Raw genomic sequence first — 24301 nt, forward strand, 5'->3', positions numbered from 1 at the left:
GGCACATGCTTAATCTGGGAGCTCGATCCGCACCACTTTGACAGGAGAAACCACCATGAGTTATCTGGACCGCGACATCTTGGGCATGTACCGCAACAACGACGGCCCGGGGCCAGCCCTGATGGGTGCAGACACCCTGATCGGCGACGATGTCTACAATCACAGCGATGAAGAACTGGGCGACATCAAGGAAATCATGCTCGACATGCGCACCGGCCAGATCGCCTATGCCGTGCTGTCCTTCGGCGGCATCCTGGGCATGGGCGACAAGCTGTTCGCCGTGCCCTGGGAACGCCTGACCCTCGACCCCGTCAACAAGCGCTTTTTACTCAACGTGGAAAAAGGCCAGCTGAAAGACGCGCCCGGTTTCGACAAGAACAACTGGCCCGACATGGGCAGCGAGGCCTGGAACCAGCAGATGGAAGCATTCTATGGCGCCGGCACGCGCTATGGCAGCATGGCCGCCAGCCGCATGCCATCCGGCAGCGACTTGCGCGGCGGCGCCAGCCTGCAATCGGGCAGCGAAGGCAGCATGTCGGGCACCTCCATGAGCGGCAGCCGCGCCGGCATGGGCAGCAGCCAGGCCGACCTGGGCTCGCGCGCCTCGCTGGACGATGATGACGAGATGAACAAGCGTACTTGACGAATAAGGTCTTGAGTAGCTCAGAATACGCGGCGCTTCGCCTCGGCGATGCTGCTCATCCGGCAGAAAACGCTTCAGCATTTGGCACACAAGCGCATTTAGCCGCCCATCGTTCGCGTCACGGGCCTCTGGGAACCGTAGCGAGCAAGCTCAATATTGCGTTGCGTAGCGCAACCGTACGCTAAGTACGGCGCGCAACGCCGGCGCAATAGTGAGCTAAGGAAGGTTTATAGAGGTACCATCACCGCTGCATCGACTCCCATACCTTCTGCAGGCGCTTGGCCGACACGGGCATCGGCGTGCGCAGTTCCTGGGCAAACAGCGACACGCGCAACTCTTCCAGCATCCAGCGGAAATCGACCAGTTTCGGATCCGTGTTCTTGCCGGCCTGGCGGTCCTTGGTCTGACGCAAATACGGCGCGGCGGCCGATTGCCATTCGGCCATCAACTTGGTGTCGCGGGCGGGGTCGGCGCGCAGTTTTTCCAGCCGCACATTAATCGCCTTCAGGTAGCGGGGGAAATGCGCCAGCTGCGTGTACTCGTTTTCCGTCAGGAAGCGCTTGTGCACGAGTCCCTGCAACTGCGCCTGGATATCGCTGGCTGCCGCTGGGGGGATATTCTGCAGCCGCTTGGGCAAGCCGTGGAATTCCGTCAGCACCTGCGACAGCAGGCGGGCGATTTCATTCACCAGCAACACCAGGCGCGACTTGCCCTCCGCCTGGCGCTTGGCGAACGAGGCGGCGTCCAGCGGCAGCGGATCCTGCAGGCAGGCGATATCGAGCGCCTTGTTGATGATTTGCTCGCGCAACTCTTCCTGCGAACCCAGGGCCATGAATTGCATGCCCATCTGCTGCAAGCCCGGGATGCTTTTCTCGACGTACTTGATCTGCTCCTTCATTTGCAGCGCGAACAGGCGGCGCAAACCGATCTTGTGCGTGCGCGCGGCCACCGTCGGGTCGTCGAACACCTCCAGGTCGCAATGCGTGCCCTTGTCGACGAGCGCGGGGAAACCGATCAAGGTCAGCTTGCCCTGCACGATTTCCAGCAATTCCGGCAATTCGCCGAAGGTCCAGCCCGTCAAGCCCATGTGCTGCGAGACGGTGGCATTGCCTGACGCCGGCGCGGCAGCGGCCGCTGCGCCCTTGGCCGGTGCGCCACCCTTGCCAGCGGCGGCAGCGGCACCCTGCGCTTGCGCCTGCAGCCGCGACGCCACTTGCGCGCCCGCCACCTTGGCCCCCGGCGTCCCCGTGCCGGATACGCCCGACACTTCGGCCAGCTTCTGGAAACTCTGGCGCGCCTGGCCGCCGAATTCCGCCTGCAGGGTGGCCAGGTTGCGGCCCATGTCCAGCTGGCGGCCATGCTCGTCGATCACCTTGAAATTCATGAAGTGATGGGCAGGCAGGGTTTCCGGCTTGAAGTCCGTCGTCAGCACGTTGATGGTGATCTGCGTGCGGATATCAAGAATGATGGCATCGATCAGGTCACCACGGCCAAACACGCCCGCCGCATGCACGCGCTCGCAGAACTTGGCCGCGTAATCGGGCAGCGGCACGCAGTGGCGGCGCAGCTTTTGCGGCAAGGACTTGAGCAGCAGATGCACTTTTTCCTTCAGCATGCCCGGCACCAGCCATTCGCAGCGCTCGCGCGGCAACTGGTTCAGCGCATACAGCGGCACGCTCAAGGTGACGCCATCGCGCACGCTGCCCGGCTCGAAGTGGTATGTCAGGCCCATTTCCAGGCCCGTCACCGACATGGTCTTGGGGAACAGGTCCGTCGTCACGCCCGCCGCTTCGTGGCGCATCAGCTCGTCGCGGTTCAGATACAGCAGCTTGGGGTTGTCGCGCGTGGCGTCCTTGTGCCACTTTTCAAAGCCGGCGCCATTGCATACGTCGGCCGGCAGCAGCTTGTCGTAAAAGGCGGCGATCAGTTCATCGTCCACCAGCACGTCCAGGCGGCGCGATTTATGTTCAAGGTTCTCGATATCCTTGATCAGCTTGTGGTTGTGCGCAAAGAAGGGCGCGCGCGTGTCGAAGTCGCCGCCGACGAGCGCATCGCGGATGAAGATTTCGCGCGCTTCCGGCAAGTTGAAATTGCCGTAGTTGATGCGCCGCTGGCTGTACACCACCAGGCCGTACAGGGTTGCGCGTTCGGACGCCGTCACCTGCGCCGAGCGTTTTTCCCAGCGCGGCTCGCCCCACGATTTCTTCAGCAGATGCTCGCCGACCTTTTCCAGCCACTCGGGCTGGATCTGCGCCACGCAGCGGGCGTACAGGCGCGTCGTGTCGACCAGTTCGGCGGCCATGATCCACTTGCCCGGCTTTTTCAGCAGCGAAGAACCGGGCCAGATGTGGAACTTGATGCCGCGCGCGCCCAGGTAGCCCGCGCCCGGCTCGTCCTCGCCCTTGAAACCGATATTGCCCAGCAAGCCAGTCAGCAAGGCCATGTGCAGGTTGTCGTAGGTGGCCGGCGCTTCGTTCAGGCGCCAGCCCTGTTCCTTGACAATGGTCAGCAGCTGCGAATGCACGTCGCGCCATTCGCGCAGGCGCATCTGCGACAGGAAATTCGTGCGGCAATTATCCTGCAGCTGGCGGTTGGTTTTCTTGTGCTCGATGGCGGACTCGAACCAGCGCCAGATTTTCAGGTAGCTGAGGAATTCCGACTTTTCATCGGCAAACTTCTTGTGCGCCTCGTCGGCCGCCTGCTGGTGTTCCATCGGGCGGTCGCGCGGGTCCTGCACGGACAAGGCGGAAGCGACGATCAGCACTTCCGTCAGGCAGGCGTTGTCCAGCGCGGCCAGGATCATGCGGCCCACGCGCGGGTCCAGCGGCAGCTTGGCCAGCTTGTTGCCCAGCGGCGTCAGCTTGTTGAAGTCATCGACGGCGCCCAGTTCCTGCAGCAATTGATAGCCGTCGGCCACCGCGCGCGCCAGCGGCGGCTCGATGAAGGGGAAGGTTTCCACGTCCGTCAGGTGCAATGACTTCATGCGCAGGATGACGGCGGCCAGCGAAGAGCGCAGGATTTCCGGCTCGGTAAACTTTGGCCGCAGCAGGTAATCCTGCTCTTCGTACAAACGGATGCACACGCCGTCGGCGACGCGGCCGCAACGCCCGGCGCGCTGGTTGGCGGCGGACTGGGCGATCGGTTCGACCTGCAGCTGCTCCACCTTGTTGCGGTAGCTGTAGCGCTTTACCCGGGCCAGGCCCGCGTCGACCACGTAGCGGATGCCGGGCACGGTCAGCGAGGTTTCCGCCACGTTGGTGGCCAGCACGATGCGGCGCGCATTGCTGGTTTTAAAGACGCGCTCCTGCTCCTCTGCCGACAGGCGGGCGAACAGGGGCAGGATTTCAACATGCGGCGGATGGTGCTTGCGCAGCGCTTCGGCGCAGTCGCGGATCTCGCGCTCGCCCGGCAGGAACACCAGCACGTCGCCCGAACCGATGCGGCACAGCTCTTCCACGCCATCGACGACGGCATCCATCAGGTCGCGCTTTTCGCGCGCGGCGGCCGTGCGCTGGCCCGGCTTGTCGGCATTCGCGCCGGCGCCCGGCATGGCCACCTGCTCGCGTTCCACGGGACGGTAGCGCACTTCCACCTGGTACAAACGGCCCGACACTTCGATCACGGGCGCGGGTTTTTCCGGCGTGCCGAAATGGCGCGCGAAGCGTTCCGCGTCGATGGTGGCGGAAGTGATGATGATTTTCAAATCCGGCCGGCGCGGCAGCAGCTGCTTCAGGTACCCCAGCAGGAAATCGATGTTCAGGCTGCGTTCATGCGCCTCATCGATGATGATGGTGTCGTAATTTTTCAACAGCGGGTCGGTCTGCGTCTCGGCCAGCAAGATACCGTCCGTCATCAGCTTGACGGACGCCCCCTTCGTCAACGTGTCGGCAAAGCGCACCTTGAACCCCACCGTTTCGCCCAGCGGCGTGCCCAGTTCCTGCGCGATGCGCTTGGCCGTCGACGAGGCGGCGATACGCCGCGGCTGCGTGTGGCCGATCAGGCCCTTCTGGCCGCGTCCCAGTTCCAGGCAAATCTTCGGCAGCTGCGTCGTCTTGCCGGAACCTGTCTCGCCGGAAACGATGATGACCTGGTTTTCCATCAGGGCCCTGGCGATTTCCTCGCGCCGGCCCGAGACGGGCAAGTCTTCCGGATACGTAATTGGCGGCAGCGGATTGCGGAAGGCTTTTTCCGCCTCGCGCGCGGCGCGCGCGGCATCGCGGGCCTCGCGGCTCTCTTTGCTCTCGCGGCTGGCTGCCTCATGGCGCGGCGCCTGCCCCTCGCGCGGCGGACGCGGCGCCGACTGGCGCTCGTTGCGCTCACCGCGCTCCCCTGCCCGCTGCTGCTGTTGCTGCCGCTGTTGCGGCTGCTCCGCGCGCGGACCTGGCTGCCTTTGCTGGCTGACGGGCGGACGCTGGCGGCCCTGCGCCGGCGCGGGCGCGGCGGCAGGCGTGGAGGCGGGAACGGCCGCAGAAACGGGCACATTCGCAACGTTGGCAGGAGGGGAAGACTTATTGCTGGCTGAAGACATTGTTTTTTACAGGTATTTTAAGCGCGCACATCGCGCAGCGAATTATAATGCGCTTAATGGAAAACCCTACCCAATTCGTCCAATGGCTGCGCTCCGTCGCGCCCTACATCCACGCCTTTCGCGGCAAGACCTTCGTGGTCGCCTTCCCCGGTGAACTCGTCAGCGCCGGGGCGCTGCAGGTGCTGGCCCATGATCTTTCCCTGCTGCATGCACTGGATATCAATGTCACCGTGGTCTACGGCTCGCGGCCGCAGGTCGCGGAACAGCTGGCCTTGCGTAATGTCGAAGGCCGTTTCCACAATGGCGTGCGCATCACGGACATTGCCGCACTGGAATGCGCGAAAGAAGCGGCGGGCGAACTGCGCCTCGATATCGAGGCCGCCTTCAGCCAGGGCTTGCCGAATACGCCCATGTCGCATGCGGCCATCCGTATCATTTCCGGCAACTTCATCACGGCGCGCCCGCTGGGCGTGATCGATGGCGTGGACCTGGAACTGACGGGCATCACGCGCAAGGTCGACGCCGAAACCATCCATTCCATCCTCGGCTCGGACGGCCTGGTGCTGCTCTCGCCGCTGGGCTTCTCGCCCACGGGCGAAGCGTTCAACCTGACGATGGAAGACGTGGCGTGCAGCGCCGCCATCGCCCTGCACGCGGACAAACTGATTTTCATCACCGAAACGCCGATGATGGAAGACGCCACGGGCGTGGAAATCCGCGAACTGTCGTCGCACCAGGCCGAAGCCGTGCTGATGGCCGGCTTCCTGCCCGACGCCACGGCATTTTATTTGAAACATTGCGTCAAGGCATGCCACAACGGCGTCGAGCGCTCGCACATCGTGCCCTTCTCGATGGACGGCTCGGCCCTGCTGGAATTGTTTACCCATGATGGCGTGGGCACCATGATCAGCCATGAAAACCTGGAAAGCCTGCGCCAGGCCACCATCGAAGACGTGGGCGGCATCATCAAACTGATCGAACCGCTGGAAGCGGACGGCACTCTGGTCAAGCGGGGCCGCGAGCTGATCGAGCGCGAGATCGATTACTTCTCCGTCATCGAGCATGATGGGGTCATCTTCGGCTGCGCCGCCCTGTACCCTTTCCCTGCGCAAAAGATGGCGGAAATGGCATGCCTGACCGTCAACCCGGAAGTGCAGGCCCAGGGCGACGGCGAGCGCATCCTGAAACACATGGAAAACCGCGCGCGCGCCGCCGGCCTGAACAAACTGTTCGTCCTGACCACGCGCACCTCGCACTGGTTCAAGAAGCGCGGCTTCGTGCCGGCCACGGTCGATGATTTGCCGAAGGACCGCCAGCATATGTATAACTGGCAGCGCAAGTCCCAGGTGCTGATTAAAACCTTGTAGCGCATTCAACAGAAAGACCGGGGCGATGCGGCCTGCCCCTGGCCATTTTGTTCACTTCCATAAAAAAAGCCCGGCATGCCGGGCTTTTTCTTTACTGAAACATCATTACTTGATGTTCAGCGGCGCAAACGACTTGACCAGGTCGTCGAGCGCCTTCAATTGCGCCAGGAACGGTTCCAGCTGGTCCAGCGGCAGGGCGCTGGGGCCGTCGCAGCGGGCATTGTCCGGGTCCGGATGGGCTTCCAGGAACAGGCCGGCGATGCCGACGGCCAGGCCGGCGCGGGCCAGGTCCGCCACTTGCTGGCGGCGGCCGCCGGAAGCGGCGCCGCCGGGGTCGCGCTGCTGCAGCGCGTGCGTGACGTCGAAGATGATCGGCAGGTCGTCGCAGGTTTTCTTCATGACGCCAAAGCCCAGCATGTCGACCACCAGGTTGTCATAGCCAAGGCAGGTGCCGCGGTCGCACAGGATCAATTGATCGTTGCCCGCTTCCTTGAACTTTTCGACGATATTGGCCATCTGGCCAGGGCTGAGGAATTGGGGTTTCTTGATGTTGATGACCTTGCCCGTTTTCGCCAGGGCCACGACGAGGTCCGTCTGGCGCGCCAGGAAGGCGGGCAATTGCAGCACGTCCACCACTTCGGCAACTTGCTGCGCCTGCCATGGCTCATGCACGTCGGTAATGACGGGCACGCCGAACGCCGCTTTCACGTCCTGGAAGATGCGCATGCCTTCTTCCAGTCCAGGGCCGCGGTAGGAATGGATGGACGAGCGGTTGGCCTTGTCGAAGCTGGCCTTGAACACATAGGGAATGCCCAGCTTTTGCGTGACGCGCACGTACTCTTCGCACGCGCGCATGGCCAGGTCGCGCGATTCGAGCACGTTGATGCCGCCAAACAGCGCGAAGCTGCCTGTATTGCTGACATCGATGCCATGGACTTTCACTGTGGTCATAGGGATTCCATCTTGGTTAATTGCTACTACGGGGTTGGACGAGGCGCAGCCACGGGCTGGCGCGATAAGACATCTTACTAGCTAGGACGGCGCAGATCAAATTTGATCCAGCGCAAGGGCGCGGCAAACGGCGCGTGGCCGGGCCGCGACGGCCCCGCGAGGGCAAGCGCAAAGTGCCTTATAATCACGCTTTATCTCTACACTGATTCAGGAGCACAGATGGCCCGCACGATCCACTGCATCAAACTCAACAAGGAAGCCGAAGGACTGGACTTCCCGCCGTACCCGGGCGAACTGGGCAAGAAAATTTACGAATCCGTGTCGAAAGAAGCGTGGGCTGCCTGGCTCAAGCACCAGACCATGCTGGTCAATGAAAACCGCCTGAATCTGGCCGACGCGCGCGCCCGCAAATACCTGGCCACGCAGATGGAAAAGCATTTCTTCGGCGATGGCGCCGATGCCGCCATGGGCTACGTGCCCCCAACCGAGTAAGTTTTTCACCACTCCCGCCCGTGGCCGCCGCGCCGCGGGCAGTTTCCCGCCTCATCCCTTCCCGTTTCACGCCGTCCTCCGCCGTTTCACGGCACGCCCTCCCTGTTTCATCGCAAGCCGCTCGCCGCCCGCGCCGCCGGCAGGCACAGTACGTCCATCGACAACCTCACACCAAAGGCGGACACCATGTTGCAGCAAATCTTCAGCCACACCCCCCTGTATGTCTGGGCCATCCTGGGCTTCCTCGTGTACCGCGGCGTGCTGGCGAGCCGGACGCGTGAAGTGGCCTTGCGCAAGCTGTGCATCATTCCCCTGGTCATGCTGGCCCTGTCGCTGAGCGGCGTGCATGGCAGTTTCGGCTTCGACGGCATGGCGCCATGGGCCTGGACGGCAGGTGCGCTGGGCGGCGCGGCGCTGGCCTGGTCGCTGACCGATGCGCGCAAGATGACGGCCTATCCGCAGCGGGGCAGCGTGCAGCGCCCAGGCAGCTGGCTGCCATTGATCCTGATGATGAGCATCTTTTGCATGAAATATGCCGTCGCCGTGACCTTGTCCATCGTCCCCGCCTATGCCCATGCAGCCGGCTTCCTGCTGCCCGTCTGCCTCGCCTATGGCTGCTTCAGCGGCCTCTTCCTGGGTGGCTTGCTGCGCACCGTGGCCGTCTACCGCCAGGCACAAATGACGAGCGGCCCGCAAGGGGCCGCCGTCTAACACAGAAGCGATTGCCGGCGAACGCCGGCGATCTCCTTAGTACGCCAGCGTACGCACGCCTTCCGGCATGCCCAGCAGGCAAACATTGGCGCCGCGCAAGGCAAACAGGCCGACGGCGATCACGCCGACGATCTGGTTGATCTGCTGTTCCAGCGCCACCGGATCGGCGATCTGCAAGCCCAGCACGTCGATGATCTCGCCGCCGTTGTCGGTAATGAACGCTTCCGTGCTGCCCGCCTTCAGGCGCAGGCGGGGCGTGCCGCCCAGCGCGGCCAGCTGGCGCGAAACGGCGGCGCGCGCCATCGGGATCACTTCCACGGGCAGCGGGAAGGCGCCCAGGGTCTCGACCAGCTTGGAGCCGTCGGCGATGCAGACGAACTGTTTCGATACCGAAGCAACGATCTTTTCACGCGTCAATGCCGCGCCGCCGCCCTTGATCATGGCGCCGCTGGCCGTGATTTCATCGGCGCCATCGATGTAGACGGCGATCGATTCGACGTCGTTGAGGTCGAAGACGGGAATGCCATGGCCGGCCAGGCGCGCGGCCGTCGCTTCCGACGACGCCACGGTGCCCTTGATGGTGTCCTTGATCTTGGCCAGCTCGTCGATAAAGAAATTGGCGGTGGAACCGGTACCGACGCCGATGATCTCACCTGCCACCACGTAGTCAATGGCGGCGCGGGCTACGGCTTGCTTCAATTCGTCTTGGGTCATGGCATAAAGGCTAAAGTGGGGAATGCCGCTATTTTAACGGATCGCCGGCCCGCCCAGCCGGCGTTCATCGCCTGGCGTCGCATTTGCTCCACCAGGCCGGCGCCAATTTTGCTCAAAAGCAATTCGTTGGCCAATTCCCCCGTATGCCCGTTAAAATATGCGAAAATGCCACTATTGACACACATGACGTTTCAGGAATAGCAAATGAATCACAGTAAACAGGTACTTGTTGTCGATGACAGCCGGGTTTCACGTTTGATGTCGCATCAATTTATCCTCAGCAAACATGCCGATTGGCAGGTCATCGAGGCGGCGACGGGTGAAGAAGCCCTGGAAAAAGTCAAGACCATTACCCCTGTGCTGATATTACTGGATGTCAACATGCCCGGCATGGGCGGCGTCGCGGCGGCAGAGCAATTGCGCGCCCTGTGCCCGCACACGCCTATCTTTCTCGTCACGGCAAATGTGCAAAACGCCATCCGCAACCGCGCCACCGAGCTCGGCGTGGGCTTCATGGAAAAACCCATCACGGAAACGCGCATCCACCAGCTGATCGACTCGCTGGGGCTGTGAGCATGGTCAATCTCTCCGAACTCGAAAACGATGCGCTGGTAGAGATATTCAATATCGGGGTGGGCCATGCGGCCGCCGCGATGAGCGAGATCGTCAATGAGGAAGTCACCATGTCGGTGCCTTCCATCACGTTCCTGAACCGCGCCGACGCGGCCGCCCTGCTGGGCAGCAAGAAGGATGGCGAACGCATCTGCGGCGTCAGCCAGCACTACGATGGCGCCTTCGCCACGGAAGCCATCCTGATGTTCCCGGAAGACAAGAGCCTGGAAATCGTGCGCCTGATGGTGGGCGACGCCATGCCCTTGCAGGAACTGACGGAGATGGAGCAGGAGGCGATGAGCGAAATCGGCAACATCATCCTCAACTCCTGCGTCGGGACCCTGGCCAACCTGTTCGACAGCGAACTGCACGGCTCGCTGCCGCTGTACCACGTGGGCACCAGCGCGGAAATCCTCTCCTCGTTCGGCGGCCAGGACGACGAAGCCGTCGTGCTGATGCTGCACATCGACTTCGTGCTGGCCAAGCACCAGATCCACGGCTATGTCGCCTTCGTGCTCGACCTGTCCGCCCTGCACGACCTGAAGCAGCAAGTCAGCCGCTATCTGGCCAAGGTCCTGGGACAGGCGTGACGATCATGCCGGATGCCTTGCACCGCCTCGCCCTGCTCGAGAGCATCATCGGTGCCGTCAACCTGGGCGCCATCGTGCTCGACGAACAGCACCGCATCGTGCTGTGGAATCGCTGGATGGCGCGCCATGCCGGCCGCGCGGCCGAGACGGTGCTGGGCCAGGACTTCTTCGCCGTCTTCCCGGACCTGCGCCACAAGCGCATCGAGTCGGCCATCACCCAGGCCCTGCGCGACAATTTCCAGTCGCTGCTGTCGCAAACCCTGCACAAGGCGCCGTTCGCGCTGTACACGCATGGCGCGGCCACGGGCGGCAGCGAAGAGCGCATGCAGCAAGCCATCGCCGTCACGCCCATCAATCTGCCCGGTGCGCCGCGCCATTGCCTGATCCAGATCAATGACGTCACCATCGCCGTGGGCCGCGAAAAGCTGCTGCGCGAACAGACCATGGTCTTGCGCTCGCAAACCTTTTCCGACGGCTTGACGGGCATCGCCAACCGCCGCCACTTTGACGTGGCCATCGAAAAGGAAATGCGGCGCGCCATGCGCACGGGCAGCCCGCTGTCGCTGCTGATGATCGACATCGACCATTTCAAGGATTACAACGACCATTACGGCCACCAGCAGGGCGACGGCTGCCTGATCCGCGTGGCCGCCGAGCTGGCCGCCATGCTGCAGCGGCCCACCGACTTGCTGGCGCGTTACGGCGGCGAGGAATTTGCCGCCATCCTGCCCGACACGGATGCGGCCCAGGCCCTGCGCATGGCCGAGGCGATCCGCCAGCGCGCATCCGACCTGCACATTCCGCACGCCAAGACGGGCAATGACGTCAAGCACGTGACGGTCAGCATCGGCATCGCCACGCAGCATCCGCACCAGCCGCTGGCCATTTCCGCCCTGATCGGCGCCGCCGACCGCGCCCTGTACCTGGCCAAGCGGGCCGGCCGCAACCGCGTCATGGTGCAAACGCTGTAGGAAAGCAACGCCGCGCGCGCAATTCCTGTGGACATCCGCACGGCGGGTGCGTAGACTCGTTATTGATTGCAGCAAAAACAACAAGAATTTATCTGCGGTATCCATTCAAGCGCATGCGCCGTTCCTGCGCGGATACGGCCAGGAGTGCTTGTGAAACTCGACCTGCCCCTCACCTCACGCTTGCCGGGCGCCGGCATGGATACGGCCATGGTCAATGGCATGCGCCTGCTGCTGTCCAGCGCGACCTTGCTGACCCTCTTCATCGATCCGGAAAGTGCCGGCAACCTGAGCAAGATCACCTGGCTGATCTTTTCCGCCTATACCCTGCACAGCCTGCTGCTCTACATGCTGGCCTTGCTGGGCATGAGCTTGCCGCAAGACATGCTGCTGTACTGGCTGGACGTGGCCTGGTATGCGCTGATCGTCTTTTCCAGCAGTAACCACAACAATCTGTTCTTCCTGTTTTTCTTCTTCGCCATCCTGACTTCCTCGTTCCAGCGCGGCTTCGAGGAAGGCGCGCGCATCACCCTGGCGTCGGCCGGCCTGTTCGCCGCCACGGCCCTGTTCGGCGAAACGGATGCGGAACTGTCGCGCCTGCTGCTGCGCACCACGTTTTTACTGGCGCTGGGCTACATGATCGCCTACTGGGGCGGCTCGGCCATCACGCAGCGCAGCCATTTGGCCCTGCTGCGCGATGTCAGCCAGCTGTCGAATCCCCGCTTCGGCGTCGACCAGACCATCACCTCGGTCCTGGAAAAAACCCGCAGCTATTTCCATGCCCGCAGCTGTTTGCTGGTCATGCAGGAAAAAGGCGCGCTGCACTGGTCGCTGCGCAGCGCCATCGACACGGGGGAGGAAGTGCTGCGCACCAGCTCGATCCTGACGGATGAAGCGGCCGATCCCCTGCTGGCATTTCCGCACGACAAGATCGTGCTCTACAACCAGCCCCTGGCCGGCTGGCTGCCATGGTCGGGCGGCGTGCGCATCCTGGACGGGGACAGCGGGCGCTGGCTGCGGCACGACGATGCGGCCGGCGCCAGCCTGGCCGAGCTCCTTGAGGCGCACTCGTTCATCAGCGCGCCCTTGCCATTGCGCAACGGCACGGGACGTCTCTACATCGTCTCGACGAGCAGCCTGAGCAAGACCGATGCCCTCTTTCTCAGCCACATCGGCGCGCAAGCGTTTCCCGTGATTGAAAACATCGACCTGCTCGACCGGCTCGCCTCGCAGGCGGCCTCGCGCGAGCGGGAAAAGATCGCGCGCGACCTGCACGACACGGCCATCCAGCCCTACATCGGCCTGCGTCACGGCCTGGCCGCCCTGCGCAACGAGGCGGCGCCCGGCAATCCCCTGCTGCCGGAACTGGAAAAGCTGATCCTCATGTCCGGCCAGGTGATCGCCGACCTGCGCAGCTATGCGCGCACCTTCCGCAATGGCCAGATGCAGAGCGAGCCGGAACTGCTGGTGGCGCTGCGGCGGCAGGCGGCGCAGATCCACGAATTCTATGGCATCGACATCGCCCTGCATATCGAGGGCGAGCTGCATATCAACGACCGCCTGGCGGCCGAAGTATTCCAGATCGTCAACGAGGGCATGAGCAATATCCGCAAGCACACGTCGGCGCGCCACGGCGCCGTCAAGCTCACCTGCACGCAGGACGCCCTGCACATCAGCATCGACAACGAATGCGCGGCCGCGCACCTGCCCGATTTCCTGCCCGACTCGCTGGCCGAACGGGCCGCCTCCCTCGGCGGCGCCGCCCGGGTCACGCACAGTAGCTTGGGCAATACCTCCGTCCAGATCGAGATTCCCATATGAATGACCGCCAGTCACCCACCCTCCCCATCCGCGTCATGCTGGTGGACGATCACAAGACCATGCTGTGGGGCCTGGAACGGCTGATCGGCGGCGAACATTCGGGCATGCTGGTGGTCGCCACGGCATCCGACAACGCCAGCACCCTGGCCCAGGCGGTGGCCAGCCATCCCGACGTGATCGTGCTGGACCTGGACCTGGGCGGCGTCAGCTCCCTGGCCATCCTGCCGCAGCTGGTGCAAGGCGGCCATGCGCGCATCCTCGTGCTCACGGGCAGCCATGACCAGGCCGTCATGGAGCAAGCCATGCTGCATGGCGCGCGCGGCATCATCAGCAAGGACGCGCCACCGGAACTGGTGCTCAAGGCCATCGAAAAAGTCAGCCACGGCGAGCTGTGGCTGGAGCAGGCCATGCTGGGCCGCATGATGACGCAGCTGACGCAGCCAGGCGGCGCCTCGGCGCAGGCGCTGGCCGTGGCCAGCCTGACGACGAAGGAAAGAAAAATCATCGCCGCCCTCGTGCATGGCAGCGGCACGCCGGCCAGGCAGCTGGCCGACCAGCTGTGCATTTCCGAACACACCCTGCGCAACCACCTGACTTCGATCTACCGCAAGCTGGGCGTCTACAACCGCCTGGAACTGTACGCCTACGCCACCAAGCACCGCCTGGGCGAACTGCCGCCCGCCGCCTGATTTCACCTGCCTGAGCCGGTCCCTGGCGGGGCCGCGCCTTCTTCCCGTTTGCCCCTTTGCCACTGCGCGCCAGCGGCCGGTCCCGCGCTGCCCGAAGCGGACTCGGGCATGACAATTGTCACGTAAAAATCGAGCACATCCTCCTGCCATAAACGGGAGGTTCTTCTGATGTAGATCAATACCTCGACTTCTATAGTGAACGTACCAGTGTCCATTCCGCCACCAGTCGCAATCCACCGAGACGGAGTACAGCATGCGTTTTGACAAGTACTTCCCCTCGCGCCTGGCCACGTATTTGCAAGGCAAGGAAAAAGCGGCGTTTTACCGCTATGCGCTGACGGCGGCGCTGGTGGTGGTGGTCTGCATCATCGGACTGCTGGCATTGGGTCAAAGCCCATGATGCCGCCGTTCACGGCAACCATGCTGTTTCACCCTTGTCGTTCCCTGCAGTTCTTTCTCACTCTAGGAGTCATCATGAACTTCATTAAAAATTTCCTCCGCGAAGAAGATGGCGTGACCGCGATTGAATATGGCCTGATCGCCGCCCTGATCGCCGTCGTCATCATCGCCTCCGTCACCATCGTGGGCACGCAATTGAAAACCACGTTCACGAAGATCGGTACGGCCCTGACCACTGCCAATACCTAAGCGCGACGCTCCGGGCACGGCAACCGCCTTGCCCGGAGCACAGCCGGCGACATGCCGCACGCCGCCCTGACGTTCACTTGCATTGCCATCCACCGACTGCGAGGCCTATCGTGAATTCTCTGCTGTCCTGCCTGTACGAGGAAACTGCCGTCACCGCGCTGGAATACGCGCTGCTGGCCGGACTGCTGGCGGTGGTCATCGTGGCCGCCGTGACCCTGGCCGGCGATAGCCTGGCCCTGCTGTTTGCCACCATCAAGGACCAGGTCGTCCTGGCGCTGTCATGAACCTCCCCGCCCGCCTGCGCACCTCGCTGCACAGCCACCGCGCGCTGCTGCTGCTGGTGCTGGCCTACACGGCCGTGGTCCTGCTGCTGATTGGCAGCAAGCCGAGCTTGCGCGATATCGCGCCACTGCTGGCCAGCTTTGCCATTGCCGCCCTGACGGGTCCCGTTTTCCTGCTGTGCGCCTGGACCGTGTACGTGATGTGCATGCGGCGCCCGGCGCGCCTGTGCCACTACCTGTACCGCGAACTGCGCCGCCACCTGAGCCGCGAGCGCCTGCTGCATGCGCTGCCGGCGCTGCTGCTCGTGCCCGTATTCGCCCTCAGCTTTACCGCGTTCAAGTCCAGCATTCCCCGCTTGCATCCGCTGGACTGGGATGCCCGCCTGTCGGCCATCGACATCGCGCTGCACGGCGGCCAGGCAGCGTGGACCTGGCTGCAGCCGCTGCTGGGCCATCCGCTGCTGACGGGCCTGCTGAACGTGGCGTATCACTTCTGGTTCCTGCTGTTCTATGCGCTGCTGTACTGGCTCATCCTCGACATGCGGCGCCCCCTGCTGCGCATGCAATTCCTGCTCAGCTTTACCACCGCCTGGATCGTCCTGGGCAGCGTGGTGGCCGTGCTGTTTGCTTCCGCCGGCCCCTGCTATTACGGCCACTTCCACGCCAGCGATCCGTATGCGCCGCTGATGGCCTACCTGCACGAAAGTAACCACAGCGTTCCCGTCTGGGCCTTGAGAGTGCAAGACATGCTGTGGCAGGGCTACCAGAGCGGCGGCGGCGTTGGCGAACTGGGCATTTCCGCCCTGCCCAGCATGCACGTGGCCACCTCCGTCCTGATGGCCCTCGTGGCCTGGCCCATCCGCCGCGCCGCCGGTCTCGCGCTGGCCGCCTTTGCCGTGCTGATCATGCTCGGCTCCGTCCACCTGGGCTGGCATTACGCGCTGGACGGCTATGTGGGAGCGCTCGGCGCCATCATTATCTGGCGGGTGGTGGGCCTGGCCCTGCGCAGGAACGCCGCGCCCGCCATGCAGAAAATGGACCTCGCGCCCTGCATCGGCAAGGAAGGACTGACGCCATGAACGCCCCGCTTGCCATGCTGCCGTGCCTGGCGCTCCTGACAGCCCTGCTGGGCGCCGCCCTGTGGCACGACTTGCGCAGCCGCCGCATTCCGAACCGCCTGGTGCTGTGCGGCAGCCTGGCCGGCCTGCTGCTGAACGCGCTCATCCCCGCCGGCGGCTGCCTGTTCGACCCTGCCTTCGGCGGCCTGGGCCTGCTGACCGCGCTGGCCGGCGCCGGCGCGGGACTGGCCCTGCTGCTGCCCATGTACCTGCTGCGCGCGCTGGGCGCCGGCGACGTCAAGCTGATGGCCATGTGCGGCGCCTTCCTGGGTCCGCAAGGCGTGCTCGAAGCGGCACTGCTGACCTGCCTGGCCGGCGGCGTGCTGGCCCTCGCCGCCGCGCTGGCGGGACGGCGCCTGCGCCGGGTGCTGAAAAACACCTGCGACATGCTGCTGGGCACCCTGCTGCACAGCCTGGCCGGCGGCGTGGCCAGCATCGCGCCGCCACCCGAGGCGAGCGGCAGGCTGGCGTATGCCTTCGCCATCGCCAGCGGCACGGGGCTGCAGATTTTCCTCCATTACACACAACTGTGGAGCTTGCGCTGAACGGCGCGCCACCCAACCGGGACGACCATCATGGAAAACATCGCCACTCTGTTCAGTTCGCGCCGCGCCAGCCTGGCGTGCAGCATTTTCATGGCCTGCCTGTGGAGCGCGTTCGCCTGGGCGCACGTGCTGGCCTACCAGCACAGCGGCGACTGGAGCTACCTGCTGTTTTGCGGCGCCGAAACCATCTCGGCCCTGCTGTTCATCGTGCGCACGGCACCCGTCAGCGTCTCCACGGATGCGGGCGACTGGCTGCTGGCCGTCGGCGCCACCTTCGCGCCGTTCTTTTTCTCGCCCTCCGAATGGACCGTCTGGTCCGATGCGCGCTACCTGCTGGCCTTCGGCTGCGCGCTGCAGATCGCCGGCCTGCTGTCGCTGAACCGCAGCTTCGGCCTGGTGGTGGCGCAGCGCAGCATCAAGACGCATGGCATGTACCGTGTCGTGCGCCATCCCGTGTATGCCAGCTATGTCGTGTCGTCCACCGCGTATTTGCTCGGCAATGCCTCGCCCGGCAACACAGCCGTGTACGCGGCCGCCATGCTGCTGCTGGTGCTGCGCCTGCTGCGCGAAGAGCGCTTCCTGTCCACCGACGTGCGCTATCGCGTGTACATGCGGCAAGTGAAATACCGGCTGCTGCCCTTCATTTTCTGACTTCGTCCATCCGGCCAAGGAGCAACCATCATGCCCGATACCTATCCAGAAGCGCCCGCCGACGGCGGCAGTACGCCCGCCATGCAGCGCGCGCCGCGCAACGTGGCCGAGACGGGCCTGCCCTTCCTGTTCTTGGTGGAACTGCTGGTGAAAGTCATGTTCCTGCGCGGCCAGATCAGCCTGCCCGCCCTGTCGGCACACGTTAAACTGGGCGCCGGCGTGCTCGAACCGCTGCTCACGTTCATGCGCGCCGAAAAGCTGTGCGAAGTGCAACGCAACGGCTACAGCGGCACGGATGCCGACCAGCACTACCACCTGGTCGACCAGGGCCGCGTGCGCGCCGCCGATTACCTGCGGCGCAACGCCTACAGCGGCCCGGCGCCCGTCACCCTGGCCCACTACAGCGCGCAAGTACTGGCGCAAAGCGTGGCGCACATGCAGGTCACGCGCGAACGCATGATGCAGCAGTTCCACGACGTGGTGGCCACCACGGCCGTGCTCGACCAGCTGGGCGCGGCCATGAATTCGGGCCGCGCCCTGTTCCTGCACGGCCCCGCCGGCAGCGGCAAGACTTACCTGGCCGAACGCCTGCATGGTTTATTGAGCGGCACCATCGCGCTGCCGCACGCAGTGATGGTCGATGGCGAAGTGCTGCCCTTCCTCGACCCCATGCTGCACACGCTGGCCGCTGACGTGGCGCCGCCGCCCGACCCGCGCTGGGTGCGCGCCTGGCGTCCCACCGTGCTGACGGGCGGCGAACTGACGCTCGACATGCTCGACCTGCAATTCGATCCCGGCGCCCGCCTGTACCAGGCGCCGCCGCATCTGAAGGCCAACAACGGCATCTTCATCATCGATGACCTGGGCCGCCAGCGCTGCTCGCCCGTGGAACTGATGAACCGCTGGATCGTGCCGATGGCGCGCCGCGTGGATTACCTGTCGCTGCACACGGGCTATAAATTTCCCGTGCCCTTCGACGTCATCGTGGTGTTTTCCTCGAACCTGGCGCCGCAGCAGCTGGCCGACGACTCGTTCCTGCGCCGCATCGGCTACAAGATCCACGTCGGCGAATTGAGCGGCTACCACTACGAAGCCGTGTTCCGCAGCGTCTGCGAACAGTTCGGCCTGACCTTCAACCACGCCGCCTACCACTACCTGCTGCAGCTGCATGGCCAGTACGCGCGGCCGCTGCTGGCCTGCTATCCGCGCGACATCCTGGCCCAGCTGTGCGACGTGGCCCGCTACGAGGGCCGCGCCCCGCGTCTCGAATCGGATGCGCTGCACTGGGCCTGGAACAATTATTTCGGCGCCGCCGACGGCTCCGCCGGCATCCAGAACGGACCGGCTGCGGTCCTGCATAAAGGAGTATCAAAATGAGAAACGCACGCGCTCTGACGATGATGGCCTTCGCGGTCATCCTGGCGTTCGTGGCGGTCATCGTGGCCGCGCGCTGGATCAATGCCCAGGCTTCGGGCAATACCAACAAGGTCGCTGTCGCGCTGGTCGACATCAGCCTGGGCGCGCGCATCGCGCCGGAAATGGTGCGCATGGTCGACTGGCCCAGCAGCGCGCTGCCGCCGGGCGCCATCAACGATCCGAAACTGCTCGACGCCCGGGTCACGCGCACCAGCATCCAGCACGGCGAACCTATCATGGAAAGCAAGCTGGCGCCCCCCGGCACCCAGGGCGGCCTGTCGGCCGTGGTGGGCGAGGGCAAGCGCGCCATGACGGTGCGCGTCAACGACGTGGTGGGCGTGGCCGGCTTCGCCCTGCCCGGCAACTACGTCGACATCCTCGTCAACACGCAGGATGACGCGGCCAAGACGGGCACCGGGCGCGACCCCAGCATTTCAAAGATCGTGCTCGAGCGCATTCTCGTGCTGGCCATCGCCCAGGAATCGAACCGCGACGACACCAAGCCCAAGGTGGTCAATGCCGTGACCCTGGAACTGACGCCCGACCAGACGGAAAAACTCGACCTGGCGCGCAGCGTGGGCACCCTCTCGCTGGTGCTGCGCAACCAGATCGAGGACAAGCCCGTCAACACGGACGGCGCCACCAAGACCAGCCTGCTCGACGCCAAGGTCGCCGCCCAGGTGGCCGCCCCCGCGCCGAAGCCCGTCGTGCGCCGCCGCGTGGTGCAAGGGCCGGCCGGGCCGCAAGTCGATGTCATCAAGGGGCTGGAACGCAGCTCCCAGCAATTCTGAACAAGCCACGTCATCCGATCCGCACCATCCGTACCACGAGGAGCATGCCATGAGCACCATGAGCAAACTGAGCACAGCAAACGGAGGCCGCATCCTGCGCATGGCCCTCGCCATCGCCGCCATCGGCGCCCTGGTCCCGGCCGCCCACGGCGAAGCGGGCGCGCCGGCCGCGTCACCGGGCCTGTCGGCCACGCCGCCGGGTGCCGCCGCGGCCCCTGCGGCGGCCGTCACCGCCACCGCGCCGCCACCGAAGGTGGTGCGGCGCGCACCGCGCACCAAACCGGTGATGCAGCAAGCCATGCTCGACACGGCGGGCGGGCGCACGGAACTGTCGCGCAACATGGCGCTGGCCGAAGGCAAGTCGACCCTGATGCACCTGCCGTTTCCCGTGGCCCGCGTGTCCGTGGGCGACCCGCGCATCGCCGACGTGATCCTGCTCAATACCACCGATGTCTACCTGCTGGGCAAGTCGGTCGGCACCACCAACCTGATCGTCTGGAACCGCAGCAACGAGGCCAGCATCATCGACCTGTCCGTCAGCATCGACGCCAGCCTGCTGCAGGCGCGCCTGGCCGAAATGCTGCCGAATGAAAAGGACTTGCGCGTGACGGTGGCAGGCGACACGCTGATTCTATCGGGCGTGGTCAGCGATACCGTCAAGGCCGACCAGGCCATGTCGCTGGCGAATGCGTATGCGCAGCGCGGTTCGCGTCCCGCCGCCGGCGCCGCCGCTGCCGGCGTGGCGCCGCCCGCCGCCACGGCGGGCGCGGCGCCCGATCCCTCCGGCGGACCGGCCGCCTCGCCGCGCGTGATCAATTTGCTGGCGATTGCCGCACCGCAGCAGGTGATGCTGGAAGTGAAAGTGGCGGAAGTGTCGAAGACCCTCGTCGACCAGCTGGGCGCCAACCTGGGCCTGAGCAAGACCATCGGCGGCTGGACCTATTCGCTGCTGTCGAATTTGCTCAGCAACAACCCCAGCGGCATCGGCGCCAGCAACAGCCGCAATGGCAACTTCCTCGGCCTCGACGCGCAGAAGCGCGATGGCCTGATCAAGGTGCTGGCCGAACCGAACATCATGGCCATCAGCGGCCAGGAAGCCAGTTTCCTCGCCGGCGGCAAGATCTTCATTCCCGTCAGCCAGACCAGCAATGGCGGCATCCCCACCATCACGCTGGAAGAGAAGGAATTCGGCGTGGCCGTGAAGTTCACCCCCACCGTGCTGGAAGGGGGGCGCATCAACCTGAAGGTGGCGCCGGAAGTGTCGGACCTGAACAAGGAAGGCATCGGCATCACGGCCACGGGCATTACCGGCACGGCCATCCTGCCGTCGTTCACCACGCGGCGCGCCACCACCACGGTGCAGCTGTTCGACGGCCAGAGCTTCGCCATCGGCGGCTTGATCAAGAACAATGTGACCAGCAACATCAAGGCCTTGCCGGGCCTGGGCGAAGTGCCCGTGCTGGGCGCGCTGTTCCGCAGCACGGACTTCCAGACGGACCGCTCGGAGCTGGTCTTCATCATCACGCCGCACCTGGTCAAGCCGCTGCCGCCCGACTACAAGCTGCCCACCGATCCCTACGTGCAGCCCACGCGTGGCGACATGTTCTTCCAGGGAAAAATGGAAGGCACGGCGCCAGCGCCTGCCACGCAAGCCATGCCGCAGCCGGCGCCGCTGCCCGCCCCCCTGCCCGCGCCGCCTGCCGCCATGGCGGCGCCCGTGCCGCCCGCCATGCCGGTAGCCATGCCCGTCGCCACGCCGACGATGAGCAGCAACGACGTGCCGCAATACCGCGCCGTGCCGAAAGCCGACACGGCCCCGTCCACAGCCAGCGTCATCGATGACCTCAAATAGGAGCATCCCATGAAAACCACCGCAACCACCCTGCCCCGCCGCCTGCTGTGCGCCGCGGCGTTCGGCGCGCTGGCCGGCTGTGCCGCCACCACCACGCCGATACTCGACAGCCATTTCGGCGAGTCGGTAGCCCTGCTCAAGCAGCAGCAGATCCTGTATCCGGACGCCGTCTACAACAACAATCCCGTGCTCGGCCTCGATGGCAAGGCCGCCGTCAGCGGCTACAAGCTGTACCAGAAATCGTACAGCGCGCCCGAGCCGCTGCCCGATGTGCTGACCATCGGCGTCAGCAAACGCTGAGCCGCCACGCCCCCATCCCAGTCACTGCCGGAGCCTGCCGTGAAAATCTTCATTATCTCGAGTAACGAAAAACAACTGGCCGCGATGGCGGCGCTGTTGCGCGAGCGCCAAGCGGGCGACGACATCGACAGCGCCGTCGGCAGCCTGGAACGCCTGGCCGGCACGGCCGAGATGGCCGCGCCCGACGTGCTGCTGCTGGCGCAAGCCGTCATCGACGATGCCGACCTGGCGCGCATCGAGCGCCTGGCCAGCCGCCAGCCCGCCATGGCCATCATCCTGCAATGCCAGCACCAGGGCAGCGACTTCCTGCTGCAGGCGATGCGCGCGGGCGTGCGCGAGGTGCTGCCGCAGGCCGACAGCGGCGCGGCCCTGAACGCGGCGCTGCAGCGCCTGGAAGACAAGAGCGCGCGCCACGTGCGGCGCGACGGCAAGGTCATCGCCTTCGTCTCGTGCAAGGGCGGCAGCGGCGCCACCTTCCTTGCCGCCAACCTGGCGTATGCGCTGGCGCAAGGCAAGCAGCGCGTGGCCCTGTTCGACCTGAACCTGCAGTTCGGCGACGCGGCGCTGTTCCTTTCGGACCAGAAGCCGGCCGCCACGCTGTCGCACGTGGCGCAGCAGATCCACCGTCTCGACGCCTCGTTCCTGGCCGCCAGCATGGTGCAGGTGACGCCGCACTTCAGCGTCCTGGCCGCGCCCGAAGATCCTGGCCATGCGGGCGACATCAAGCCCGAACACATCGACCTGCTGCTGCACCTGGCGCGCCACGAATACGATTTCGTCGTGCTCGACACGGGCCGCGGACTCGACGCCGTCAGCGTGCGCGCGCTCGACCATGCCGACATGATCTGCCCCGTGGTGCAGGCGACCCTGCCCTACATCCGCGACGGCAAGCGGCTGCTGCAAGTGTTCCAGACCCTGGAATACCCGGCCAGCAAGATCCACCTGATCCTGAACCGCCATGCGGGCGCCGATGAAATCCGCGGGCGCGACCTGGAAGCGGCGTACGGCCAGCGCATCTTCCACGCCATGCCGAACCATTACGCGGCGGCGGCGGCCTCCGTCAACCAGGGCGTGCCCGTGCTGAAGCTGGCGCCCGGCAGCCCGCTGGCCAAGTCCTTGCAGGAGTGCGCGCACAAGCTGGGCGGCACGCGCGCGGCCGGCACGCCCGGCCTGTTGTCACGCCTGTTCCAGCGCAGCCGGCCCATCCATCTTCGAGGGGAAACAGCATGAGCATCGACATCAATGGCGCCGGCCCCAGCCTGCGCGAACGCCTGGGCAGCGTCCCTGCCGCGAATGCCGGCGCGGGGTTCGGCGCCGCGCGCGGCGGCAGCATCGACAATCCCGCCTACCAGGAACTCAAGCAGCACGTGCACCAGTCGCTGCTCGACCGCATCGACCTGGAAGGCATGCAGCGCCTGTCGCAGGAGCAGATCCGCGACGACCTGAAAATCCTCGTCGGGCGGCTGCTGGAAGAAGACAGCGTCGTCATCAACGACCTGGAACGGCGCACCCTGGTGCGCGACATCCAGGATGAAGTGCTGGGCTTCGGCCCGCTCGAACCGCTGCTGAACGACCCGACGGTGTCCGACATCCTCGTCAACACGCACCGCCAGGTGTATGTCGAGCGCCATGGCCAGCTCGAACTGAGCAACATCCGCTTCACCGACGATGCGCACCTGATGAAGATCATCGACAAGATCGTCTCGCGCGTGGGCCGCCGCATCGATGAATCGAGCCCCATGGTCGACGCGCGCCTGCCCGATGGTTCGCGCGTCAACGCCATCATCCCGCCGCTGGCCATCGACGGTCCCGTGATGTCGATCCGGCGCTTTTCGGCCCAGCCGCTGCGCCTGGCCGACCTGGTCGAGCACCACAGCCTGACGGTGGAAATGGCGCAGATCCTGCAAGGCCTGGGCAAGGCCAAGATCAACATCCTGATCTCGGGCGGCACGGGCAGCGGCAAGACCACCATGCTCAATGCGATTTCCGGCTTCATCAGCGGCACCGAGCGCATCGTCACCATCGAGGATGCGGCCGAACTGCAGATGCAGCAGCCGCACGTGGTGCGCCTGGAAACACGGCCCGCCAACATCGAGGGCAAGGGCGAGGTGACGCAGCGCGCCCTGGTGCGCAATGCCCTGCGCATGCGGCCCGACCGCATCATCCTGGGCGAGGTGCGCGGCGCCGAGGCGCTCGACATGCTGCAGGCCATGAACACGGGCCATGAAGGCTCGATGGCCACCATCCACGCCAACACGCCGCGCGATGCGCTGACGCGGCTGGAAAACATGATCAGCATGGCCGCTTCCATGTTGCCGGGCAAGGCCATGCGCCAGCAGATCAGCGCGGCCATCGGCGTGGTGGTGCAGGTGGCGCGCCTGACGGACGGCAAGCGCAAGGTGGTGTCGATCCAGGAAATCACGGGCATGGAAGGCGAGATGATCACCATGCAGGAAATCTTCACGTTTCGCCAGACGGGCGTGGCGCAGGACGGCGCCGTCACGGGGCACTTCCAGGCCAGCGGCGTGCGGCCCCGCTTCCTCGACCGGCTGCGCTCGTTCGGCGTGATCGTGCCGGAAAGCCTGTTCGATCCCAACCGCCAATACCATTGAG

The 24301-nt window shown here is 64.9% G+C and carries 24 protein-coding genes; 21 read left to right on the top strand and 3 right to left on the bottom strand.

The annotated features are described in order from the left end of the window. The first annotated feature begins 55 nt into the window (after nt 1-55). On the top strand, nt 56-643 hold the full coding sequence (locus tag ACZ92H_RS02105) for a PRC-barrel domain-containing protein (protein WP_131371202.1): 588 nt from the start codon (nt 56-58) through the stop codon (nt 641-643). A gap of 241 nt (nt 644-884) precedes the next feature. On the opposite strand, the gene hrpA is transcribed toward ACZ92H_RS02105, so the two are convergent. Further along, on the bottom strand, nt 885-5171 hold the full coding sequence (gene hrpA, locus ACZ92H_RS02110; RefSeq protein ID WP_465048186.1) for an ATP-dependent RNA helicase HrpA: 4287 nt from the start codon (nt 5169-5171) through the stop codon (nt 885-887). A gap of 56 nt (nt 5172-5227) precedes the next feature. On the opposite strand from hrpA, the gene argA reads away from it, so the two are divergent. Next, on the top strand, nt 5228-6538 hold the full coding sequence (argA, locus tag ACZ92H_RS02115; RefSeq protein ID WP_046685875.1) for an amino-acid N-acetyltransferase: 1311 nt from the start codon (nt 5228-5230) through the stop codon (nt 6536-6538). Nucleotides 6539-6643: 105 nt separating this feature from the next. Here the strand turns inward: argA and kdsA are convergent, their stop codons facing one another. Continuing rightward, entirely contained in the window at nt 6644-7489 is an 846-nt protein-coding gene (gene kdsA, locus ACZ92H_RS02120) for a 3-deoxy-8-phosphooctulonate synthase (RefSeq protein WP_131371208.1), read from the bottom strand. Between the two features lie 219 nt (nt 7490-7708). Here kdsA and ACZ92H_RS02125 point away from each other — a divergent pair, with 219 nt between their 5' ends. Together ACZ92H_RS02125 and ACZ92H_RS02130 are read left to right on the top strand one after the other, a co-directional pair. Continuing rightward, on the top strand, nt 7709-7981 hold the full coding sequence (locus tag ACZ92H_RS02125; RefSeq protein WP_034750797.1) for an oxidative damage protection protein: 273 nt from the start codon (nt 7709-7711) through the stop codon (nt 7979-7981). A gap of 186 nt (nt 7982-8167) precedes the next feature. Then, entirely contained in the window at nt 8168-8692 is a 525-nt protein-coding gene (locus tag ACZ92H_RS02130; RefSeq protein WP_465048185.1) for a DUF6622 family protein, read from the top strand. A 36-nt stretch (nt 8693-8728) separates the two neighbouring features. Here the strand turns inward: ACZ92H_RS02130 and rpiA are convergent, their stop codons facing one another. Then, nucleotides 8729-9406, bottom strand: a complete 678-nt coding sequence (gene rpiA / locus ACZ92H_RS02135; RefSeq protein ID WP_465048184.1) for a ribose-5-phosphate isomerase RpiA — start codon at nt 9404-9406, stop codon at nt 8729-8731. Between the two features lie 204 nt (nt 9407-9610). Between rpiA and ACZ92H_RS02140 the strand changes: the two genes are divergently transcribed. From ACZ92H_RS02140 to ACZ92H_RS02220, 17 genes are all read left to right on the top strand, one after another. Beyond that, nucleotides 9611-9979, top strand: a complete 369-nt coding sequence (locus ACZ92H_RS02140; protein ID WP_131371217.1) for a response regulator — start codon at nt 9611-9613, stop codon at nt 9977-9979. A gap of 2 nt (nt 9980-9981) precedes the next feature. Then, a complete protein-coding gene (locus tag ACZ92H_RS02145) occupies nt 9982-10608 on the top strand; it encodes a chemotaxis protein CheC (RefSeq protein WP_131371220.1) in 627 nt (208 codons plus the stop codon). Nucleotides 10609-10613: 5 nt separating this feature from the next. Next, complete coding sequence (locus tag ACZ92H_RS02150; protein ID WP_465048458.1) at nt 10614-11579, top strand: diguanylate cyclase; 966 nt, start codon at nt 10614-10616, stop codon at nt 11577-11579. 150 nt (nt 11580-11729) lie between these two features. After that, complete coding sequence (locus tag ACZ92H_RS02155) at nt 11730-13397, top strand: sensor histidine kinase (protein WP_465048183.1); 1668 nt, start codon at nt 11730-11732, stop codon at nt 13395-13397. Beyond that, the gene (locus tag ACZ92H_RS02160; RefSeq protein WP_465048182.1) at nt 13394-14086 is read left to right on the top strand and encodes a response regulator; all 693 of its coding nucleotides are present in this window, start codon (nt 13394-13396) and stop codon (nt 14084-14086) included. The genes ACZ92H_RS02155 and ACZ92H_RS02160 overlap by 4 nt, the downstream gene beginning before the upstream one ends. 253 nt (nt 14087-14339) lie before the next feature. Beyond that, on the top strand, nt 14340-14486 hold the full coding sequence (locus ACZ92H_RS02165; protein WP_314632888.1) for a hypothetical protein: 147 nt from the start codon (nt 14340-14342) through the stop codon (nt 14484-14486). Nucleotides 14487-14560: 74 nt separating this feature from the next. Beyond that, on the top strand, nt 14561-14734 hold the full coding sequence (locus ACZ92H_RS02170) for a Flp family type IVb pilin (protein ID WP_131371225.1): 174 nt from the start codon (nt 14561-14563) through the stop codon (nt 14732-14734). A 110-nt stretch (nt 14735-14844) separates the two neighbouring features. Then, nucleotides 14845-15018: a Flp family type IVb pilin gene (locus tag ACZ92H_RS02175; RefSeq protein ID WP_465048181.1), complete on the top strand. Its 174-nt coding sequence runs from the start codon at nt 14845-14847 to the stop codon at nt 15016-15018. After that, nucleotides 15015-16094 carry a phosphatase PAP2 family protein gene (locus ACZ92H_RS02180; RefSeq protein ID WP_465048180.1) on the top strand — a complete coding sequence of 360 codons (1080 nt, stop codon included), beginning with the start codon at nt 15015-15017 and terminating at the stop codon, nt 16092-16094. The genes ACZ92H_RS02175 and ACZ92H_RS02180 overlap by 4 nt, the downstream gene beginning before the upstream one ends. Continuing rightward, entirely contained in the window at nt 16091-16678 is a 588-nt protein-coding gene (locus ACZ92H_RS02185; protein WP_465048179.1) for a prepilin peptidase, read from the top strand. Before ACZ92H_RS02180 ends, ACZ92H_RS02185 begins: the two co-directional genes overlap by 4 nt. Before the next feature lie 30 nt (nt 16679-16708). Further along, nucleotides 16709-17329 (top strand): isoprenylcysteine carboxylmethyltransferase family protein, encoded by a 621-nt coding sequence (locus tag ACZ92H_RS02190; RefSeq protein ID WP_131371234.1) that lies wholly within the window; start codon nt 16709-16711, stop codon nt 17327-17329. A 30-nt stretch (nt 17330-17359) separates the two neighbouring features. Continuing rightward, entirely contained in the window at nt 17360-18706 is a 1347-nt protein-coding gene (locus ACZ92H_RS02195) for an ATP-binding protein (RefSeq protein WP_465048178.1), read from the top strand. Then, a complete protein-coding gene (cpaB, locus tag ACZ92H_RS02200) occupies nt 18703-19536 on the top strand; it encodes a Flp pilus assembly protein CpaB (protein WP_131371240.1) in 834 nt (277 codons plus the stop codon). Before ACZ92H_RS02195 ends, cpaB begins: the two co-directional genes overlap by 4 nt. A gap of 49 nt (nt 19537-19585) precedes the next feature. Continuing rightward, on the top strand, nt 19586-21388 hold the full coding sequence (locus tag ACZ92H_RS02205) for a type II and III secretion system protein family protein (protein WP_465048177.1): 1803 nt from the start codon (nt 19586-19588) through the stop codon (nt 21386-21388). A 9-nt stretch (nt 21389-21397) separates the two neighbouring features. Continuing rightward, on the top strand, nt 21398-21688 hold the full coding sequence (locus ACZ92H_RS02210; RefSeq protein ID WP_131371242.1) for a pilus assembly protein: 291 nt from the start codon (nt 21398-21400) through the stop codon (nt 21686-21688). 39 nt (nt 21689-21727) lie between these two features. Further along, on the top strand, nt 21728-22918 hold the full coding sequence (locus ACZ92H_RS02215; protein ID WP_131371245.1) for a CpaE/TadZ family protein: 1191 nt from the start codon (nt 21728-21730) through the stop codon (nt 22916-22918). Next, nucleotides 22915-24300 carry a TadA family conjugal transfer-associated ATPase gene (locus tag ACZ92H_RS02220; RefSeq protein WP_465048176.1) on the top strand — a complete coding sequence of 462 codons (1386 nt, stop codon included), beginning with the start codon at nt 22915-22917 and terminating at the stop codon, nt 24298-24300. The genes ACZ92H_RS02215 and ACZ92H_RS02220 overlap by 4 nt, the downstream gene beginning before the upstream one ends. Nucleotide 24301 lies beyond the last annotated feature (1 nt).

It is taken from the genome of Janthinobacterium foliorum, assembly GCF_978021625.1.

Coding starts and splice junctions, on each gene's coding strand:
- ACZ92H_RS02205 (WP_465048177.1), top strand. CDS start 19,586: ATGAGCACCATGAGCAAACTGAGCACAGCAAACGGAGGCCGCATCCTG.
- ACZ92H_RS02210 (WP_131371242.1), top strand. CDS start 21,398: ATGAAAACCACCGCAACCACCCTGCCCCGCCGCCTGCTGTGCGCCGCG.
- ACZ92H_RS02170 (WP_131371225.1), top strand. CDS start 14,561: ATGAACTTCATTAAAAATTTCCTCCGCGAAGAAGATGGCGTGACCGCG.
- ACZ92H_RS02165 (WP_314632888.1), top strand. CDS start 14,340: ATGCGTTTTGACAAGTACTTCCCCTCGCGCCTGGCCACGTATTTGCAA.
- cpaB (WP_131371240.1), top strand. CDS start 18,703: ATGAGAAACGCACGCGCTCTGACGATGATGGCCTTCGCGGTCATCCTG.
- ACZ92H_RS02220 (WP_465048176.1), top strand. CDS start 22,915: ATGAGCATCGACATCAATGGCGCCGGCCCCAGCCTGCGCGAACGCCTG.
- ACZ92H_RS02160 (WP_465048182.1), top strand. CDS start 13,394: ATGAATGACCGCCAGTCACCCACCCTCCCCATCCGCGTCATGCTGGTG.
- ACZ92H_RS02195 (WP_465048178.1), top strand. CDS start 17,360: ATGCCCGATACCTATCCAGAAGCGCCCGCCGACGGCGGCAGTACGCCC.
- kdsA (WP_131371208.1), bottom strand. CDS start 7,489: ATGACCACAGTGAAAGTCCATGGCATCGATGTCAGCAATACAGGCAGC.
- ACZ92H_RS02140 (WP_131371217.1), top strand. CDS start 9,611: ATGAATCACAGTAAACAGGTACTTGTTGTCGATGACAGCCGGGTTTCA.
- ACZ92H_RS02190 (WP_131371234.1), top strand. CDS start 16,709: ATGGAAAACATCGCCACTCTGTTCAGTTCGCGCCGCGCCAGCCTGGCG.
- ACZ92H_RS02150 (WP_465048458.1), top strand. CDS start 10,614: ATGCCGGATGCCTTGCACCGCCTCGCCCTGCTCGAGAGCATCATCGGT.
- ACZ92H_RS02185 (WP_465048179.1), top strand. CDS start 16,091: ATGAACGCCCCGCTTGCCATGCTGCCGTGCCTGGCGCTCCTGACAGCC.
- ACZ92H_RS02125 (WP_034750797.1), top strand. CDS start 7,709: ATGGCCCGCACGATCCACTGCATCAAACTCAACAAGGAAGCCGAAGGA.
- hrpA (WP_465048186.1), bottom strand. CDS start 5,171: ATGTCTTCAGCCAGCAATAAGTCTTCCCCTCCTGCCAACGTTGCGAAT.
- ACZ92H_RS02180 (WP_465048180.1), top strand. CDS start 15,015: ATGAACCTCCCCGCCCGCCTGCGCACCTCGCTGCACAGCCACCGCGCG.
- rpiA (WP_465048184.1), bottom strand. CDS start 9,406: ATGACCCAAGACGAATTGAAGCAAGCCGTAGCCCGCGCCGCCATTGAC.
- ACZ92H_RS02130 (WP_465048185.1), top strand. CDS start 8,168: ATGTTGCAGCAAATCTTCAGCCACACCCCCCTGTATGTCTGGGCCATC.
- ACZ92H_RS02105 (WP_131371202.1), top strand. CDS start 56: ATGAGTTATCTGGACCGCGACATCTTGGGCATGTACCGCAACAACGAC.
- argA (WP_046685875.1), top strand. CDS start 5,228: ATGGAAAACCCTACCCAATTCGTCCAATGGCTGCGCTCCGTCGCGCCC.
- ACZ92H_RS02145 (WP_131371220.1), top strand. CDS start 9,982: ATGGTCAATCTCTCCGAACTCGAAAACGATGCGCTGGTAGAGATATTC.